The sequence below is a fragment of the Verrucomicrobiota bacterium genome (assembly GCA_016200005.1).
Lineage (GTDB): Bacteria > Verrucomicrobiota > Verrucomicrobiia > Limisphaerales > PALSA-1396 > PALSA-1396.
In genome coordinates this window covers 17,006-37,024 of sequence record JACQFP010000055.1, presented here as the reverse complement: position 1 = coordinate 37,024, position 20,019 = coordinate 17,006, and the positions used below count along the sequence as shown (strand labels likewise).

Below are 20,019 nucleotides of genomic sequence, written 5' to 3'. Positions count from 1 at the left end.
CTGGCTCAGCGCCGCCGGCGCCGAGCCGAAAATAAAAAACAGAAAACCGCCAGACCAATAACAAAAAACAACATAACCATGACCGCCCCTTTGTAGTGTAATTAAACCGCGGCTGAGGTCATTGATTCAAAAACGCGCCGTCATAATATCTGGGTAGTGGGTAAGTTTTCAGTTCAGCAAAGCTTTTGTGTCATCGTGAAACTGCGCCTTGAGCGGGGAGAAGGCTCACCAGATTTTGTCAGATATTGTGTGTAACTTGCTGGCCCGCGAAACACCGCCAACCTCGGACAAAACGGCATCCCGGCTGGTCTTGACCTGAATCAAGGCGTGAAGCCACCGGCGCAGGTTCGATTGCTCTCACTTATGGAAAGACCCAACTCCGTCTTGAAGAGCTTGCTCGCATTCGTGGTCAGTGGGTTGGTTTATTTCGCAGTCTCGGCCCTGGGTCACACCTTGCCGATCAGCTTTCTGACGGTCGTGCCAGACAAAGAATATGTGCACGTCGAGCTGATGCTCAATCCGTTTGAACTGAACTTCTTCTCCGAATTGGACCGCAACCGAAATGGTTTTCTGGAGCCGACAGAATTAACCTCTATGGAGGAAAAGGTCGCCGGCAAGATCGTGGATTGTCTGAAGCTTCGGGTGAAAGGCCGGCTCGTCGCGGCGGAAACGTCGGGCGTCACCGCCGATATCGACAGCCACCATCTCATGCTGCGCGCTCACTATCGCGTGGATGCCAGACGGTCGCCGCTCACGGTGGAGTGCAACCTCGTTTCAATCACCAGCGGCTCGCATCTCACCCAGGTTACTTACTCATCGTCCGATCGCCGACAGTTCGCGAACCTTGATCAGCAAACAACCTCCGTTACGTTCGCGCCTGCCACCGCCGCGAACAGTCTCGGTTTGCCTCCGCAACAGCACACCCTCGCACTTTCGGCAACGTCGTCCTGGTTGGTCGCGGGCGCTTTGCTCGCTGCGATTGCCGTGAGCTTCCTGTTCATTCCCTCGCGGTGGTTTTTACACCGGGCGCACAAGTGAATTTACCTAACCCAAACCCAACGGAACTTTTATGAACCAAAATCTTTGCCCTACGCGACCATGTCCAAAACAACGCGCACTCTTTGTCGTGGCGACGCTGGCCGCGCTTGCTCAACTCCACTCCATCTCCGTTGCAGCCAACGAAGCCATCTGGTCAATCGGTGAAGCGAACGGTTCGTCGATTGAATTCGCGCCCGGCGCGCGCGAGCAACTTACGTTCACCGTCGGTCAATCCGTTCTGAGCCGCGAATTCGCCGGTCACCAAAACGGCTCGACCGGTTTCGATGGCAAGGTCACCGAGAAACTTTACACGGTCGCTTTTGATCTCAAGGAGCCGACGACAGGTCATTATCAACTCGTATTGGATTTGATCTATCGCTCCGGGGCGCCGCGCCAGATCAAAGTCATGGTCAACGGCCGGCACGGAATCTTTCCCGTTCGTCCGGCAACCAAGAAAAGCAACGACGGCGAAGAAGCCAACGCGATGCTGCTGGCGCGACAGCATCTTGTTGTTCCGCTCGATGGCTCCTGGCTGAAACCAAAGGACAACAAGATCACGGTGACACCGATTGGGCTCGGAGGAATAGATTACGACGCCCTCGCGCTGGAACGAGTTGCCGATGGCATGGTGGCATCAAAGGGTTTGAGACTCGAACCAACCATTTTTTTCAAAAAAGGCAAAGGCGGGTTGGTGGAAGTCTGCCAGTTGGAAGTTCCCTTCGCGAAACGTTTCGCCCATGGAACTGCCGACGTGCAAATCGGGAAGCAGAAGTTCACCGCGAGCTTCAGCAGCGGCGATTTCGACTTTGGTTTGTGGATTGAGCCATTGGAAATCCCGGCTTCGATTCCTGGAAGCACAGCAACGGTCAAAGTGGATCTCGACGGCGCACAGCTCAGTGCATCGCAGGAGTTCAAGCCGGCCAAACAATGGAAGGTGTTCATCTGTCCGAAAGTCCACAACGACGTCGGTTACACCGACCTTCAACCGCATGTCAACGAACTCGACAACCGGAACACGGACAGCGCGCTCGACATCATGGCGAAGTTCCCGTTCTACAAATTCAACTTCGAGACCGCGTGGCTGGTGGACAATTACCTCGATTGCCGGCCGCCGGTGCTGCGCGAACGTTTCTTCAGCTACGCGAAGCGAAACCGCGCCACGATCAACGCCTTCTACCTAAACCTCATGACCGGCGTCTGCTCGGGCGAGGAGCTTTATCGCTCAATGTATTTCACCCAGCGCCTGCATCGCGAGCGCGGCAGCAACTTCGATTTCGCCTGTCTCACCGACGCGCCGTCGCACAGTTGGTTTCTGCCGTCGTTGCTCTCCGATGTCGGCATCAAAGCCTTTTCCAACGGCAGCAACCAGACGCGCGCGCCGATCCTGCACTTCAGTGATCTGAACGAAAACTCGCCGTTCTGGTGGGAAGGCATGAACGGCGAACGGATTTTCATGTGGTATGCGCGAAGTTACACGCAATGGAAGCGACTCACCGGACCGGATTTCACCAGCAGCGCGGCGAATTCCGAGTATCTCAAGACCAGTGTGCCGCAGTTCCTGACGCAGTTCCTGCGTCCCGAATACGCGCCGGATGCCGTGATGATCTACGGCGCTTACGTGGATAACGCGGCCATTCCGCGCACGGGCGAGGCGGAACTCATCGAACAATGGAATAAAGAATTTGCGTTTCCAAAACTCGAGGTCACCTCGGACGCGGAATACTTCGGCTACATCGAAAAACATTTCGGCAACCGGTTGCCGGTCTATCGTGGCGACTGCGGCGCGTATTGGGAAGACGGTGTGGCGTCGAGTGCGGCGCAAACGACATTGAACCGCCGTTCGCAGCAGATTCTCCCCGCCGCGGAAACGACTGCGAGTTTCGCGACGATTTTCGAACCGCGTAATCGTTATCCGTCGGAGGACTTCAACGCGGCCTGGAAGAACGTGATGTTCTACGACGAACACACGTGGGGCGCGCACAACAGCGTCAGCCAGCCCGATCGCGAGTTCGTCACGCGCCAATGGGAAATCAAGGAGAACTACGCGACGCGCGCCAACCTCGACGCCCGCAACCTGCTCGCGCGCGGATTCAACCGCCTCTGCCAGACCATCGCCGTGGAAGGCGACACCGTGCTCGCGTTCAACTGGCAGAATTACACGCGCACCGAACCGTTGGAAGTGGAACTCAACTCCGGCCAGCATTTGGTTGAGCTGGCGGGCAACAAGCCGGTGCCGCTTGACGTGATTTCCCAAAAGGACGGCTGGAAGCGCGTACGCTTCCTCGCGGAGAACGTTCCCGCCATGGGCTACAAAGGCTACGCGATCCGCGGACTAAATCCCTCTGACCTAAAGAAGAATGAAACAATTGACGGCGATACCATTGAAAGTCGGTTCTATCGTCTGACCGTGGATTTGCAGACCGGCGGCGTCAAAAGCCTCTACGACAAGGCCGCGCAGCGCGAGTTGGTGGACACGAGTGCGCCGTACAAATTGAATCAATACGTCTATGTCACTGGTGGCGAAGGTTCGCTCATCCTCAACCACACTTTTGGCACTCCGCCGGCGAACCTTGTTGTGCATCCGCCCGCCGCCGCGCGGATCGTCGAGAACATCAAGACTCCGCTTGGCCAGCGCATCGTGGTCGTCACCTCGTGCAGCAACGCGCCGAGCATCCGCAGCGAGTATTTGATCTATGACGCCATCAAACGCGTGGACATTGCGAACACCATTGAGAAACTTCCCACGCGCGCCAAGGAAGCCTGTTATTTCGCATTTCCGTTCGCCGCCAAGCAACCGGCTTTCGAGTATCAAATCCAGAACGGCTGGTGCCGGCCGAACGAAGACCAATTGCCCGGCGCTTGTCGCGAATGGTTCACGCCGCAGAATCTGGTTCACTTGCGCGACGCTGCCTTCGACATCGCTTGGGCCACGCCCGACGCGCCGCTGGTTTGCCTGACGGACATCAACCGTGGCAATTGGCCAACGCACCTGGCGATCAAGAACGGCCACGTCTATTCCTATGTCATGCACAATTATTGGTTCACCAATTACCGCGCCCAGCAGGGCGGCACGCTCCGCTTCCGCTACTCGATAACCAGCGGCGACGGACTCAACCGCGAAACGCTCGCCCGATTCGACGCCGACACGCGCAGCCCGGTGCTCGCTTATCCGTTTGTCTCCTCCTTCTCCGCAAAAGTTGGCGACACGAGCCGTCCTTTCCCAGCCGCTTCGGGATCGTTTCTCTCCCTCGACGCATCCAACTTGCAGATCGTCGTTTTCAAAGCTGCTGATGAGGAGGATGGCTACATCCTGCGCTTCCGTGAAATTGCCGGTCGCGCCGGTGAGGCTGATATCAAGTTTCCGACCCTGCGGATCAGCGAAGCAATTCTCTGCAATGGTGTGGAAGTCAACCAGCGCAAGCTCGCCCCGTGGGATAAACGTTCTGGAACGCTACCACAGTCCGGGGCGCCCTATCCCACGGGGCGAGCCGCCGCCGGGAACGCGGTGAAGGTGCCTTACAAACCCAACCAGTATGTCACCGTGCGTCTCAAGATCGAAAACGCCAGACAACTCACCGTTGCGCGTTGATCATCGCCCGGTGCGGATCAAGTCTTCTTGTCGAGTGGCTTTCGCTGTGTTCGGTTTCAACCTCTGTCGCAGTTGACCTGAATCAAGGATTCTTGCTGGCACGCAGTTAAGGTTCGCATTATGAAAAGCAACTTTCGGTGGCGACTCCTCGCGGCTCCAGTATTTTCAACTGTCATTCTTTTGGCCATTACCTTGCAAGTGAGCGCGGCGGAGATCACCGCCGTTGTGAAACCAGAGGAAGGCCGGCTGGAGTGGAGTTTCGACGGTCAAAAACTGCTCACCTATGCGTTCGCGTCGAACCAGTTCAAACCTTACGTTAAGGAACTTTACACGCTCGCCGGCGACAATGTCCTCCGTGATGCACCCGCCGACCATCTGCATCATCACGGACTGATGTATGCCATCCGCGTCAATGGCGTGAATTTTTGGGAGGAGGTCGGTGAGGCGGGACATGAGCGGTCGATCGAACTGCTGTCGCAGTCCACCGGCAAGAGCACTGCTGGACTGCCGCAGGCGAGCTTCACGCAGTTGATTCATTGGGTGCGCGACGCCGACAAGGTGGTGCCCGACACGGCGCCGGTCGCGTTGCTGGTGGAGAAACGCACGCTCACAATCACGGTGGACAAAGCAAACCAGGAAGTGGCGTTGGAGTGGCGCGGTGAGTTTGAAGTTGGGCACGGCGCACCCAAGGTGAAATTGCACGGCAGCGAATACAACGGCCTCGGTCTGCGCCTGCCACAGGCGTTCGATCATGTCGCCCGGCACCAAAACTCAGACAACGTTCCGTACACTCGAACGAACAACCGCGACGTCATCGCCGCAAAGTGGAGCACCGTTTCGCATAAGCTGGACGGGCACGAAATCATGGTCGCGTTGTTCGCCCAGCCCGGGTCAGTGCGCGGGGATACGAAATTTTTCTCCATGCTTGATCCATTCACCTACCTTTCCGTGACGCAGGGTCTGGACAAGGCGCCGCTGGAGTATTCCGCCGGTGAGAAGTTCAGCGTGGATTATCTCGTGACGGTTTATCCGGCCTTCAAGTCCGCCGAATTTCTGCAACGCCGCCACCAGCTTTGGGAAAAATCAAGCGCCGCGGCGAACAAATGAGTGCCGCTGTAAACCAATCAACCCGGAGGTGACCCATGGGCAAAATCTATTTCGGCATCAACCTTGAATTCGTCCGCCACAACGACAAGCCGTTTGAGTGGGGCGTGGAGAAGGCCGCGCAACTCGGCTATACGCACGTCGAGCCAATGGTGCATTGGGGGCGCGAACTGCTGAGCGAAGCCGGCTATTTCCACAGCGTGTCGATGCTCGACGACCCTTTGCGCATCAAACGCGCCTGTGAAAAATTCGGCGTGAAACTCTCCGGCCTTTCGACCCACACGCCGCTTTGCAAACCGGAAATCAGCGTCGAGTATCTCAAGCAGGCCATCCGCTTCGCCGCCGAGTGCGGCGCGCCGGTGGTGAACACCGACGAAGGTCCGAAGCCGCTGTGGACCACCGAGGCCGAGGACTTCATGCTCATGCGCTACACATTGATGGAAGCCGCCAAAGTCGCCGAGCCGCGCGGCATTCTCATCGGCCTTGAACCGCATCAGCAATACAGCAAACAGCCCGACGGTCTGGATCGCATTTACTCGTTGGTGAAAAGCCCGGCCATCGGCATCAACTTCGATACCGGCAACGCTCACCTCTGCGGCCACGATCCGCTGGAATGGCTGGAGCGCGTCGTGGATCGGCTCGTGCACTTGCACGCCAAGGACATCTCGGATGCGCAATCTTCAACCGGGCGCGGCAAGGTCACCGGCACGCCGGTCGGTTGCGCCTGCGGTGATGGTGTGATTGACTGGGCCGCGGTGATTGAGATTTGCCGTCGTGCCAAACGCGACATCGTGCTGTCGGTGGAATGCGGGACCGTGGAACAGGCCGGGCGTTCGATTGATCACCTGAAAAGCTTGAGGCGGGGGCGTTAGATGGCTGGAGTTGCGATGGGCATTATCACTTTCCAAAATTTTTCGTGAAAGAAATCACGCCTTCGTGCGATTCTATCCGTGGTGCAATCTGCCCACAGCAATTCCGCCGGGGATGAATTCATCCCCACGCGGCTGAGCCTCCTGAGCCGTCTCAAGCGCTGGGACGATCAGGAAAGCTGGCGCGATTTCTTCGACACCTACTGGAAATTCCTTTACAGCGTCGCCCTCAAGGCCGGCCTCTCGGACGATGACGCGCGGGACATGGTGCAGGAAACCGTGGTGGCCGTGGCCAAGGGCTTGCGCGAGGGACGCTTCAAGGCGGCGGAAGGCAGTTCGTTCAAGGCGTGGCTCAAGTTGATCGTGCAACGGCGCGTCGCCGATCACCTGCGTCGTCGTCGCCTGCCTTTCGCCGAGCCTGCTTCCGACGGCGAGGACACCGAACTTACGCCTCTCGTGGAAAAAATTCCCGCGCCTGAAGCCAGCGTCGTGGACGAAGTGTGGGACGAAGAATGGGCGAAAAACCTCGCCGACGCCGCGATTGAACGGGTGAAACAGCGCGTCGGCGCCAAACAGTTTCAAATGTTCGATCTCTACGTGCTGAAGGAATGGCCCGTCGGCGAAGTCGCGAAAACGCTCCATGCCAACATCGCCCAAGTTTACCTCGCCAAACACCGCGTTACCGCGCTGATCAAGCAGGAAACCGAGAAACTGCGGAAACTTATGGAGGCGGAAGCGTGAAAGCATCATGACCGCCCGTTTCCATTACTTCCTCACCTGGCTCCGGCCGCGCCAGCCGATCCGCCGTTACCGGATTACCCCGCGCCGCAATGCTTACGCCTTCCGCCGTGCGCTGGTCCGCGAGGCGATGCGCGAGTTGAAGCGCGATGCCGCGTTTGCCACGCTGCCCGCCCGCCGGCATAGTTGAGATACTCTCCTCGACCGATGAACGCCGACCCCAACGCACGCGACAAAATGCTGAACGACCTCGGCAGCACAATGTCGCCGGCGTCGGAGGCGATTGCCGACACGCCTCTCGCGCCGCCGGTCATTCCTGACCATGAACTGATCCGGAGGATTGGACGCGGCAGTTACGGGGAGGTGTGGCTCGCTCGCAACGCCCTCGGCACCTGGCGGGCGGTGAAGATTGTCCACCGCGCCGCGTTTGATCACGACCGTCCATACGAACGCGAGTTCGAAGGCATTCGCCGCTTCGAGCCGATTTCCCGAACGCACCCCAGCCAGCTCAACGTGCTGCACGTTGGTCGTAACGATGCCGCCGGCCATTTCTACTACGTCATGGAACTGGCAGACGCGGCGGAACGGAGTGATGGGGTAATGGAGTGTCGGAGTGATGGGCAACGAGCGTCGGCTCAAGATTCCACTACTCCAACACTCCAATACTCCAGTTCCTACTCCCCCCGCACCTTGCGTTCCGATCTCCTGCAACGCGGCTGCCTTCCGTTCGACGAATGCCTGCAAATCGGCCTCGCCCCTGCCACTGCGCTCGACCACTTGCATCGCCACGGACTCGTTCACCGTGACATCAAGCCGTCAAACATTGTCTTCGTGAACGGCATTCCAAAGCTCGCCGACATCGGCCTCGTGGCGCAGGCCGAGGCCACGCTGTCGCTCGTGGGCACGGAAGGTTATCTGCCGCCCGAAGGACCGGGCACCGCTCAGGCCGACATCTTCAGTCTTGGAAAAGTGCTCTACGAAATGGCCACCGGCCGCGACCGCCAGGAATATCCCGAACTGCCGACGAACCTCATCGCGCAACCCGCCGCCGAGCGCGCCCAACTCGCGGAGTTGAACGAAATAATCGTCCGCGCCTGCCACGCCGATCTCAAGCAACGTTACCAAACCGCCGCCGAACTCCACGCCGATCTCGCCTTGCTCCAGAGCGGCAAATCGGTCAGCCGGATGCGGACCGTCGAACGCCGCGTGCGCACGCTGGCGCGGGCCGGCGCCCTTGTGACCGCCCTGGCCGTGCTCGCAGCGAGTGCTTGGCTTTGGCAGCAAAAACAAACTCGTGAAGCCCGCCGCCTCGCGGCCGAGAACGCGCGATTGGCCGAGGAAAACCGTCAGCGCATCGTCCGGCTGGACGTGGCCAACGGCGTGCGCCTGCTCGACGATGGCGATCCTGCGGGCGCGCTACTCTGGTTTGCCGATGCGCTGCCGCTGGTCACAAATAATTCCGCCGAGGAAACCATCCACCGCATCCGCATCCAGCAAACGCTGAATCAGATGCCGCGCCCGGCACAAGTCCTGGTTCACGAGCATCCCGTCAGATCCATGGCGTTCAGCCCGGATGGAAAGCGATTGGCCATTGGCACAGAATGGGGTTGGGTCCACCTGTGGGATGTCCAAACGGGTGAGCCACTTTGGAAGCCTTTGCGTCTGGAGAGCGATGGAATCCCTCAGATGAGTTTCACGTCCGATGGTCGGCGCTTGTGCGTGGACACTTTGTACGGTGGAGGCGTCAGTCCTTCCGAACGAATTCGCACCACCAGTGCGGCGGTCATTGATGTAGCCACGGGGCAACGGCTTTTCACAAAAGTCGCCACCAATCTCGCCCTCGCAGCGCTCATTGGAGATGGTCGTTGGTTGGTGACGGCTGAATCGGATTACGTCATCCGGGTGCTTGATGTTCGTGACGGAAGTCAGGTCGCGGCCCTGAAAGGCCATACCAACAACATTCTTGCGTTCTCCACCAGCACCGACGGCAACTTGCTGGCTTCGACCAGCGAGGATGGGACAATCCGGTTGTGGCGTCTGCCTTCTGGTGAACCAGTTGGTGCTCCGCTTCCGTTTCAACTGGAGCAGCACTTTCCTGCCCTCAGCCCGGATGGACAGCGGCTCGCCATCCGAGAGGAAATCGTCCGTGATGGCGTGACCAACGATTTTATCCGCATTTGGAGCACTGAGACCTTAACCAGTGTCGGCAAACCGATCGAAGCGTCAGGCGCCAGCGGAGCATTTTGGATTGATCAGGTGCCGAGCCGGCGTCTGTTCTCCTCGTTCGGCGGGCAAATGCGGGTGTTTGACTTGGATACCCAAGCCGAGCTTTTGCCGGCGATACGGCTCGACAAGCCGCACGGCACCTGGGCCGCAACTCAGGACAGCCGCCGCGTCATGTTCGGCGGCCGGGACAGAATCGATGGCCTCTGGAGTCTCGAGACGGGTGAGATGCTTGCGCCTCCATTCCGGCATGGCCGGCAGATTCTGGATATCGCACTCAGCCCGGACGGATCGCAGTTGGCGACCATCACCGACGAAGGCGCGTGCGTGCTGTGGAAGTTGAACCTCCGCCGGGAGGACGCCGTCCATCGCTTCAATGCCAACATTCCCGGCATTCGCAGAGGTTCTCCGCAAAGACTCCTGAAGGGCTTCAGCCCTGATCGGCGGCGGTTCCTAATCCCCTTGGACGACGAAACGGTGCGGTTGGTGGACGTGGAGCGCCTGGCGGAAGTGAACCTGCCCGGCACCAAACCTACCAACTGCGCGCCGCATCAATGGACTTTCTCAGCCGACAACCACCAGTGGGCGATAGCTTACGCCCCGACTAATAAACTGGAATCGTCTGTCGTGGAGCTTTGGCGCGACGAGGGAGGGAAGCTCCGACGTCAGATGCTCCCGCATGCGAAGGAAATCCAGAATACTGGTTTTGCTCCCCGTAGCGCGATCGTGGAAATGTGGTACGACGAGAATGGCGCGGGCAGATTCCCATGGCATTTGCATCCGCAGAAAATCCGGAATATGCGTTTTGCTACCGGCAGCGCGAGTTTGATTACCGTTAGTGGCGACCGACAGATTCGATCCTGGCGGACTGACGACGGCGCATTGGAGCATTCAGTGACGGCACCCGAGACGATTGACGAAAGTGGTGATTTGTTCCCGGATGGAAGGACCATCTTCATTGTTCACCGCGACATTGGCTTTGCGCTTTTTGACCTGGTGACCGGCAGTATCACTCCCACGCCCATTGGACCGGGCACCGTTACCGCGTTCGCATTCGATCCTGCCGGCGAGCGTTTCGCCACGGTGACCGCGGAACAGTGGGGACGGGTTTGGAGCACAAAAACGGGAGCGCCACTAAGTCCGCCCGTCAGGCATGACGGCGCCTTGACCTGGGTGGATTGGAGTCCGGATGGCAAACGTATTGCCATGGCCGGAGTCACGCCGGAAGTCAGGGTATGGGAAGCGTCCACGGGCGAACTCTCGCTGCCGCCGCTGCGCATCGGGGATAAGCCACTTGGAACGGTGATGTGGAGCTTGGACGGTCGGTTCATCGTGGCGCGCAGCGGTGAAAATGTCGTGCGTGTCTGGGACTCCACCACCGGGGAAGCCGTGACGCCGCTGCTGAAGCACAACGGTGACGTTCGCCTTGCGCATCTCGTGGCGAACAACCGGCTCATCACGCTCAGCCTGCCGAACAAGCTCCGGGCCTGGGATCTCAAGGAATCGCGTCTTGCCCCGGACGTGCTTGCCGACTACGCGAAGTTGACGTCAGGTCGTCGGCTCAACGCCAGCGGCGTGTTGCTCCCGCTGAAACCCGACGAACTGGCCGAACTCTGCCGCTCCCTCCGCGCCCGCGCGCCGCAGTTGTTCGAGTAACGCCGGTTTTCCAACCGGCGAGTCCAACCTTGAACCGCGCCGACACGAATGTCGGCGTTACGCCCCCCCATTTTCCGTGAAAGATTTTCGCGCCGCGTGCGATTACATCTCCGTGCCCGAAACCAGCACCAATGAAATCAATAATTGAACTCAGCCAAAACCATTTGAATCTATGAAGCAAAGAAACTCGCTCACCAAGACCGCGCTCACCGCCGCCGCACCCCGTGCCGGGGTCTGGCTGGCATCCATCAACCTCTTCGTAGCCACGCTCTGCCAGGGCCAGGCGCTTCCCCCGGTGGAAATCTCGCCCGGCGGCCCACGCTATCGGGCCGGCGAAGTCCTGGTCCAGTTCAAGGCCGATGTCACCGATCAACAACTGGCGGGCGCCTTCCAGCAAGGCCGGTTGGGTCTGATCAAGCACATTCAAACCCCGGCCATGAAAGCTCATGGCCGGATTGGCATCACGCGCACAGCGACGGTCTTGTCGGTGCCGGAAGCGGTCCGCCTGCTGAACCGGTTGCCCGGGGTGGAGTTTGCCGAGCCGGACTGGGTGGCGACTCAAGAGTTCGAATCGAACGATCCGCTTTATCTTGATGGCTCCTTGTGGGGGATGTTCAGCGATGATTCTCCGTTGTCCATCGGACCGGCACCCACCTACAACCCGTTCGGCACGCAGGCCGAAAAAGCCTGGGCGGTCGGGTTCGTCGGCTCGCCGGACGTCTTCGTGGGCATCATCGACCAAGGAATCCAAACTGACCATCCGGACCTTGCGGCGAATATCTGGACCAATCCGGGTGAGATCCCCGGGAACGGCATTGACGATGACGGCGATGGTTATGTGGACGATGTGCATGGCTGGAATGCGGCCGATGACAATGGGAACGTGTCGTTCGTTGACGACACTGCCGATATTCACGGCACCCACGTGGCTGGAACGATTGGCGCCGTCGGCGGAAACGGCATTGGAGTGGCCGGCGTGAACTGGAATGTGACCATGATCTCCGGCAAGTTCTTAAAGGCAGGAACAGGATATTACTCCGACGCCATTCAAGCCATTGATTACATGACCACACTCAAAACCCGGAAAGGGCTGAACATCGTGGCGCTGAATCATTCCTGGGCCGGTACTGCCTTCAGCCAGGCCTTGCTCGATGCCTTCACGCGTGCCGCGCAGGCGGGCATTCTCTCGGTCGCCGCCGCCGCGAATAGCACCAACAACATTGATGTGTCGCCTGTTTACCCGGCGGCTCTCAACACGACGGCGTCCGCCGGATACGACGCGGTAATCTCGGTAGCAGGGATCAATAGAGACGGCAACAAGCGGACCAGCTCCAATTACGGCGCGACCAACGTGGACCTGGGGGCGCCCGGCGGGGAGGTCTTTTCGACCGTTCTGACCAACAGCTATGGCTCCCTGAACGGCACCTCCATGGCGACACCGCACGTGACCGGCGCGGTCGCGCTTTACGCCTCGACCCATCCCGGTTCGACGCCGGTGCAAACCCGAAATGATCTCCTGACCGCCGGGGTCCGCCCGCTCGCCTCGCTCGAAGGCATCACCGTAACGGGCGGATCGCTCGACGTCGGCACGCTCATGGCGGTGCCAGCCAACGGACTTCCCGCACCCGCGGCGCCGGCGAACTTGCAGGCGACACCGGCTTCCGGCACTCGCGTGGACTTGAGCTGGGCCGATCAATCCAACAACGAACTCGGTTTTGCCCTCGAGCGCTCGACCGATGGCGTGACCTTTTATCTGGCCGACACCGTCGGCGCCGGCGACGTGAACTATTCCGACCGCACCGTGCAACCCGGGAACACCTACTTCTATCGCGTGCGCGCTTACAACCCCGGCGGCAGCTCTGGTTACGCTGATGCTCCATCGGTGACCACACCGGCTGTATCTCTGCCAAACGCGCCGTCCAGCCTCACGGCCACGGCTTTGAGCGCTGGATACGGAGTCCGTCTTGCCTGGAAAGACAACTCCAACAATGAAGACAGTTTCCAGATCGAGCGCAAGACCAGCACCACGTGGCAACTGCTCACCACCGTGGCGGCCAACACGAAGACGTTCACGGATGCCTCCGCAGCGCGGCGGACCAGCTACAGCTATCGCGTCCGGGCCTTCAACGTTGCGGGCAGTTCGGCTTACTCAAACCAAGCCAGCGTCACAACGAAATGACGAAAGCAGTCGGGCGGCGGCCGGCCCTGCCGTGAAGGCGCTTGGGCTGCCGCTGGCGCGACAACTATGCCAACCACGATGAATAACCTCGGGCAAATCAAAGACTCCAGGAGCAAGCAGGTGTCGAATCTCTTCCGACAGACCGCCGCTGCGCTGATGCTCGCGACGCTCCTCTCGCCAACAGTCCGGGCCGCCCCCTCCCAATCGGGCCGCCCGCAAACTCTCGCTTCCCCCGACACCGTGCCCGAGGGCCTCAGCGCGCCGGAGTGGTTCAGCATCCGCCAGCAATTTGAGCAGCATCGCCACGCCGCCGTCCCCGTGGACGGCGGATATCAGGCGCGCAATCCCGGCCAGCAATGGCAGACGCGCTTCGATGGCCGCGGCTTCACTACGAAGCCCAATGACGCCGCCTGGCAATGGGGATTGGAACTCCAGAGCTACGGTTTCGCCGGCAGCGAGCGCACCGTCAGCGGCAAACCCCGCGTGAACTCCGTCGGCCAGCGCGTGACGTACGATTGGGATGCGACGTTGCAGGAATGGTTCGTGAACGACCGGTACGGCTTGGAACACGGCTTCACCGTCCGCGAGCGGCCCACCGATCGGAGGGCCGAGTTACGCGAGGCCCGAACCTCGGAAGATGGGGACTCGCAGAGCTCGTCCCTCCGAAGTGCGCCTTCGCTCAACCCTCAACCCTCAACTCTCAACTTTCTCCTGTCGGTGCGTGGCGGACTGCGCCCGAAAGTGCAGGCGGATGGACGCAGCGTGCGCTTCGTGGATGCTCAAGGCGCGGCGGCCCTGACCTACTCGGACTTGACCGTGCTCGACGCCGACGGGCGGAAACTTCCGGCGCGGTTTGAACCGGTGGAAGAGGAGCGCGGCTGTGTGCGCAGCACCAGCCGCTACACGCTCGACGATGCCGACCCGCTGCGACTGGTCCGTTGGATACAGTCGCGCTCCGACGAATCGGCGCTCCGCCTCGTGATTGACGAACGCGGCGCGCGCTACCCGCTGACCATTGACCCCATCGCCCAGCAAGCCTATCTCAAAGCCTCCAACACGGGATACGATGCCCAATACGGATACGGTGACGAATTCGGCAGTTCGGTGGCGGTGTCGGGCGACACGGTGGTGATCGGAGCGGTTTATGAGGACAGCAGCGCCACCGGAGTGGACGGCGATGGTAGCGACAACAGCGCCCCAAAGTCCGGCGCGGCTTACGTCTTCGTGCGCAATGGGACAACTTGGACTCAGCAGGCCTACCTCAAAGCCTCCAACACCGACGCAGATGACGGGTTTGGCAACTCAGTGGCGGTGTCGGGTGACACAGTGGTGGTTGGAGCGTATCAAGAGGACAGCAACGCCACCGGGGTGAACGGCAACCAGAGCGACAACAGCGCCCCGTACTCCGGCGCGGCCTACGTCTTCGTACGCAGCGGGACCAATTGGAGCCAACAGGCTTATCTCAAGGCCTCCAACACGGGGCAGTACGATGGGTTTGGCAACTCAGTAGCGATGTCGGGCGACACGGTGGTGGTCGGGGCGAGTTGGGAGAAGAGCAATGCGACCGGGGTGAACGGCAACCAGAGCGACAACAGCGCCTCAGGCGCCGGCGCAGCTTACGTTTTCGTGCGCAGTGGAACAAACTGGACCCAGCAAGCTTATCTCAAAGCCTCCAACACGGACGGGGGTGATCATTTCGGCGGTTCGGTAGCGGTGTCCGGCGACACGGTGGTGGTCAGCGCGGCTGGCGAGGCTAGCGCCGCCACCGGGGTGAACGGAAACCAGAGCGACAACAGCGCCGCTAGCTCCGGCGCAGCTTACGTTTTCGTGCGCAACGGGACAACTTGGACCCAGCAGGCCTATCTCAAAGCCTCCAACACCGACGCGGGTGACTATTTCGGCCAGTCGGTGGCACTGTCAGGCGACACGGTGGTGGTCGGGGCTCCGGTCGAGTCCAGCAACGCCACCGGTGTGAACGGTAACCAGAGCAACAACAGCGCCGCAAGCTCCGGCGCAGCTTACGTCTTCGTGCGCAACGGGACAACCTGGACCCAGCAGGCCTACCTCAAAGCTGCTAACACCGGGGCGGATGACTTGTTCGGCGACCAGGTGGCAATATCGGGCGACACGGTGGTGGTCGGAGCGTATCACGAGGACAGCAACGCCACCGGTGTGAACGGAAACCAGGGCGACAACAGCGCCACAAACTCCGGAGCGGCCTACGTCTTCGTGCGTAGCGGGACGACATGGAGTGAGCAAGCGTATCTCAAAGCCTCCAACACCGGCGGGGCAACGGATGGGTGGGCCGGTGACCGGTTCGGCAATTCGGTGGCAGTGTCGGGCGGCACGGTGGTGGTCGGAGCGATTTGGGAAGACAGCAACGCCACCGGCGTGAACGGCGACCAGAGTAACAATAGCGCCTCATACGCAGGTGCGGCCTACGTCTTGACCGGCGTGGGCATCGGCCCCCGGCTCGCACTCGTGCCCGATGGCAGCAGCGGTTACTTTCTCCGGTTCACCGGCGCACCGGATATCACCTACCGTTTGCAGCGCGCTCCCAGCGTGACCGGCCCCTGGTCTGCCATTGCCACGAACACCACGCCTGCCTCCGGCCTCATCGAATATCACGAAACCGCTCCGCTGCCCGGCGCCGCCTTCTACCGCACCGCCCAGCCGTAAGAAACGCGCTGGCTGAATCGTACCGCCGATTTTCCAACCGGCCTGTTCCCGCCGCCTGGAAAGTCGGCGTTACGTCCCCCCATTTTCCGTGAAAGATTTTCGCGCCGCGTGCGATTACATCTCCGTGCCCGAATAACGCACTTTTGAACTTAAGATCGAACAAGAAAACCAAAACCATTTCGTTTTATGACACCAAGATACGCCTTCATCACCCTCCTCGCGACTGCGCTCGTTGCCGCCGCCTTTATTGCCGACGCTGAACCCGACGCGCCGAGAATCATCCCCGGCCAATTCATCGTGACGCTGAAGCCGAACGTCGATGCTGGAACCGTCGCCGCCGAACTCGGGATCAAGCCCAAGCGTCTTTTCCAGCACGCGCTCAGAGGCTTTGCAGGCAACTTGTCAGACGCGCAGGTCGAAAGGCTGCAACGCGACCCGCGAGTCTCAGTGGTGGAGCCCGATGAGATCGTGCAGGCTTTGCCCACCGCCGAGGCAACCGTTCAGCAAACGACAACCGCTTGGGGATTGGACCGAATCAACCAGCGAAACCTGCCGTTGGATGGCCTTTATTCTTATGATCGGCTCGGAGCGGGAGTCACCGTCTATGTCATTGACACAGGAATACGCTATTCTCATCAGGAGGTTTCCGAGCGCGCAAGCTTCGGCTTCGATGCGTTTGGCGGGGACGGATCGGATTGCATCGGACACGGAACGTGGGTCGCGGGGATCATCGGTGGGCTGAATTACGGAGTCGCGAAGCAGGTGAATCTCGTGTCAGTTCGCGTGTTCGATTGCAGCGGGACCGGGACGGCCAGTTCGATTCTCGCTGGCGTGGATTGGGTGACAGCGCATCACGTCTCGCCCGCTGTTGCGAATATGTCGTTGACCGTGGCCGCCACCTCGGTTCTGACGGCCGTCCAAGCGATGGTCAACTCAGGAGTCGCTACTGCCGTCGCCGCCGGCAACGGCGACGATGATTCGTGTCTCTGGCTTTTTACGACGGTCGATGGGGTCATGGCGACAGCAGGCAGCAATGCCAGCGACACGAGGGAGTATTCCACCTACGGCTCGTGCATCGATTGGTTTGCGCCAGGAATCAACATTCCTGCTGCCTCGCACAGCAATGATTTCAGCTACGTGGTGCAATCCGGCACCTCCGCGGCGACCGCGTTCAGTTCCGGGAGAGCGGCGCTTTACTTGGAAGGAACTCCGTCGGCAGACGCGCGCGGAGTGCGAGACGCGCTATACGCATTCACGACCAAGAACGTCGTGAAACTGGCGGGCACGGAAAACAATCACCTGCTTTATGCCTTCGACGAAGTAGGACTCCCGCCAGCAGGTGACATCACTGCGCCGGCCGTTGTTATCTCCAGCCCAGCCAATGGAGCAACGGTGCCGAAGCGCACCACGCTGACGGTCACTGCGACGGCCTCGGACAATGTTGGCGTCACCAAAGTGGACTTCTATCTCAATGGTGTATTGACGGCCACGGACTCCAGCGCGCCCTATGCTTTCAGTTTCAAGACCGACAGCAAACCGGGAGTGAATTACAAAATCTCTGCGCGCGCCCTTGACGCGGCTTTGAATCTTGGAATTGCGACAACAATCTCCGTGACCACCAAGTGAAATGGATTCGGGAGTTCCATAAAGACATTCAAGTCACAGCGCGGCAGACCCGGGACCGCATACATGATGAATATGAAAAGACGAAGCATTCTGGTTGGCCAAGTAATCTCCGTGTTGTTCCTGACCGCTTGGGCGATAGCGCCACGAGCCACTGCTCAACCCCAGCCCAGTCTTGGGCTGCGATTTTCCTCGGGCCAGCCAACCCTGAGCCTCACAGGAACCTTGGGGACCGTTTACTCGATTCAATACGCCACCAACCTTTCCCCCACGAGCCATTGGACTGATCGGACGCTGCTCCAAGCACAGGGTGGCAGCAATGTTTGGTCTGATCCGTCAGCCTCCTCGACGGAGCAGCGGTTTTATCGCGCCGTATCCGTTCCTGCACCGGCCGACACCAACCTGGTGTTCATCCAACCGGGCACGTTCACAATGGGCAGCCCGACGAACGAGGCTGAGCGGGTTTCGGACGAGGTTCAGCATCTGGTGACGATCAGTCGTGGGTTTTGGATGGGGAAGTATCTGGTGACCCAAGGAGATTATCTTTCACTCATGGCGACGAATCCGAGTTATTTCACGTCGGCCAACGGATATTCCGATGATTTGACTCGTCCGGTGGAGACAGTGAGTTGGCTTGATGCGACTAACTATTGCACGCTGCGGACGCAGCAAGAGCGGGCTGGGGGTCTGATTCCCACGAACTATGCGTACCGATTGCCGACGGAATCGGAGTGGGAGTATGCTGCCCGAGCGGGGACGACGACGGCGTTTTACCTGGGGAGTGGTTTGTACTCGGGCCAGGCGAACTTGGATGGCCAATACGAATACGAAGCGTCTGTGGGCACTATTGACATCCCCGGCGGCATTTACCTCCAACAAACGACGCCGGTTGGGAGCTATGCAGCGAACGGCTGGGGATTGTACGACATGATTGGGAACGTTTGGGAGTGGTGTCAGGACTGGCGTGGCGCGTATCCCGCCGGGACTGCCGCTGACCCGCAAGGGCCTGCTGCGGGCGTGAACCGCGTGGTTCGCGGCGGCGCCTGGTACAACCGCGCCAGGTTCTGCCGCTCCGCGTACCGGGGCGCCGATGCCCCGGGCAGCGGGGACAACTACAACGGTTTCCGGGTTGTGCTGGCCCCGGGTCAGCCGTAATTCGAGCCGCGGCAAGAATTGTGTTCCGCATTGAGATTGGGAGTAGCGCGAAGTTTTTCCCGTTCGAGAAACGTCGGCCCGACCGAGCGCAGCGTGCAAGTGCCCATCACCGGCGTCACCAAATTCTTCCGCCTGCGCAGCCCCAGCCCGTGAGTAAAACGGCCGAGTAACGACGGTTTTCGAACCGGCGCGTTGCCGACTCGAAAAGCGGCGTTACGTTGCCTCCGGTTCAGACCGAAATCCGTCCACCGACCAGATGAAATCGCTCTGGAACAGGCGGAGCGTTCAATTGACCATCTGCAAAGCCTGGCGCGGTGTTGTGAGTGAACCAGCGGTCTTGTGACCATTGACATGCACGATAATGTGCCCGCCGAGCACTCGGCGTTCAAAGCGGAAAAGTAGCCGGCACGAGCAAACGAGTTCCGCTTATCCTTGTATTATGTGGCTGTTGTAACCTCGAGTGCAGCATTCACTGGTGCCGCCACTCGGCGGGTGGATTTCTGGCCCAATAAACTATGTCGCCGTTTATCGTGGGGGCAAAACTGATAGGATGATATCCGCACACGTGCTGTAAGACCCACCAGGCCGGAAGCCATAAGAATTCGCTGCTGAGAGGAATGCTACTACCGTGGCTTTCGACTACCTGAACTTTTTGTCCTTGCACATCATAAACTGTCCGTGGACACCGTAACCACCATACGGTAAATGTCCCGCTGTAAAGCGCAGTAATCACCAAACCGATGGTGATCACGATACGAAGTCGAAACCTACGCATAACAGTACATGGACACCGGCTTCTTCCGTCTATCTTTCTTCATGAGCCGACACTATTCTGAACGCAAATCCCAGTCGAGCATGGTTTTTACCCGGAAATGAATCCCGAACGCGCACCAGCCAAAACGGAAGTCGCGCAGCGTCTGGGGAGCGCAGCCGCCTCGGCTGCAGTTGGTCGCGCCCTCGCGCCGAACGCTTCGTACGGCGATTCCACAAAATCGTTCACTCGTCCCCAGACCAATGCCGACGACGAGGGCGTCCTCGGCTGCGCCCGGGGCGGGCGCGCTCCCCGAAGCACTTGCATCGTTCCGTCTTTATCGACTGAAATGTCCATGTCCTTGAACCACACGTCGCAATCCAATCCGCTGTGGATCTGCAGGGCGACTTCCGCC

At 59.8% G+C, this 20,019-nt stretch carries 11 protein-coding genes; all 11 read left to right on the top strand.

Annotated features, from left to right (window positions below):
- Nucleotides 1–363 precede the first annotated feature (363 nt).
- The 11 genes from HY298_19760 (at nucleotide 364) to HY298_19710 (ending at nucleotide 18,853) form a co-directional block, all read left to right on the top strand.
- Complete coding sequence (locus HY298_19760) at nucleotides 364–1,038, top strand: hypothetical protein (protein MBI3852500.1); 675 nt, start codon at nucleotides 364–366, stop codon at nucleotides 1,036–1,038.
- Between the two features lie 31 nt (nucleotides 1,039–1,069).
- Entirely contained in the window at nucleotides 1,070–4,627 is a 3,558-nt protein-coding gene (locus HY298_19755) for a hypothetical protein (GenBank protein MBI3852499.1), read from the top strand.
- Between the two features lie 120 nt (nucleotides 4,628–4,747).
- Nucleotides 4,748–5,734 (top strand): PmoA family protein, encoded by a 987-nt coding sequence (locus HY298_19750; protein ID MBI3852498.1) that lies wholly within the window; start codon nucleotides 4,748–4,750, stop codon nucleotides 5,732–5,734.
- Nucleotides 5,735–5,769: 35 nt separating this feature from the next.
- The gene (locus HY298_19745) at nucleotides 5,770–6,603 is read left to right on the top strand and encodes a sugar phosphate isomerase/epimerase (protein ID MBI3852497.1); all 834 of its coding nucleotides are present in this window, start codon (nucleotides 5,770–5,772) and stop codon (nucleotides 6,601–6,603) included.
- A gap of 81 nt (nucleotides 6,604–6,684) precedes the next feature.
- A complete protein-coding gene (locus tag HY298_19740) occupies nucleotides 6,685–7,341 on the top strand; it encodes a sigma-70 family RNA polymerase sigma factor (GenBank protein MBI3852496.1) in 657 nt (218 codons plus the stop codon).
- 7 nt (nucleotides 7,342–7,348) lie between these two features.
- Nucleotides 7,349–7,528: a hypothetical protein gene (locus tag HY298_19735; protein ID MBI3852495.1), complete on the top strand. Its 180-nt coding sequence runs from the start codon at nucleotides 7,349–7,351 to the stop codon at nucleotides 7,526–7,528.
- Nucleotides 7,529–7,545: 17 nt separating this feature from the next.
- Nucleotides 7,546–11,217: a PD40 domain-containing protein gene (locus tag HY298_19730; GenBank protein ID MBI3852494.1), complete on the top strand. Its 3,672-nt coding sequence runs from the start codon at nucleotides 7,546–7,548 to the stop codon at nucleotides 11,215–11,217.
- A gap of 172 nt (nucleotides 11,218–11,389) precedes the next feature.
- Nucleotides 11,390–13,396, top strand: a complete 2,007-nt coding sequence (locus HY298_19725; GenBank protein MBI3852493.1) for a S8 family serine peptidase — start codon at nucleotides 11,390–11,392, stop codon at nucleotides 13,394–13,396.
- A gap of 156 nt (nucleotides 13,397–13,552) precedes the next feature.
- Nucleotides 13,553–16,075 (top strand): FG-GAP repeat protein, encoded by a 2,523-nt coding sequence (locus tag HY298_19720; protein MBI3852492.1) that lies wholly within the window; start codon nucleotides 13,553–13,555, stop codon nucleotides 16,073–16,075.
- 186 nt (nucleotides 16,076–16,261) lie between these two features.
- A complete protein-coding gene (locus tag HY298_19715) occupies nucleotides 16,262–17,701 on the top strand; it encodes a S8 family serine peptidase (GenBank protein ID MBI3852491.1) in 1,440 nt (479 codons plus the stop codon).
- Between the two features lie 72 nt (nucleotides 17,702–17,773).
- Entirely contained in the window at nucleotides 17,774–18,853 is a 1,080-nt protein-coding gene (locus tag HY298_19710) for a formylglycine-generating enzyme family protein (GenBank protein ID MBI3852490.1), read from the top strand.
- Nucleotides 18,854–20,019: the final 1,166 nt, after the last annotated feature.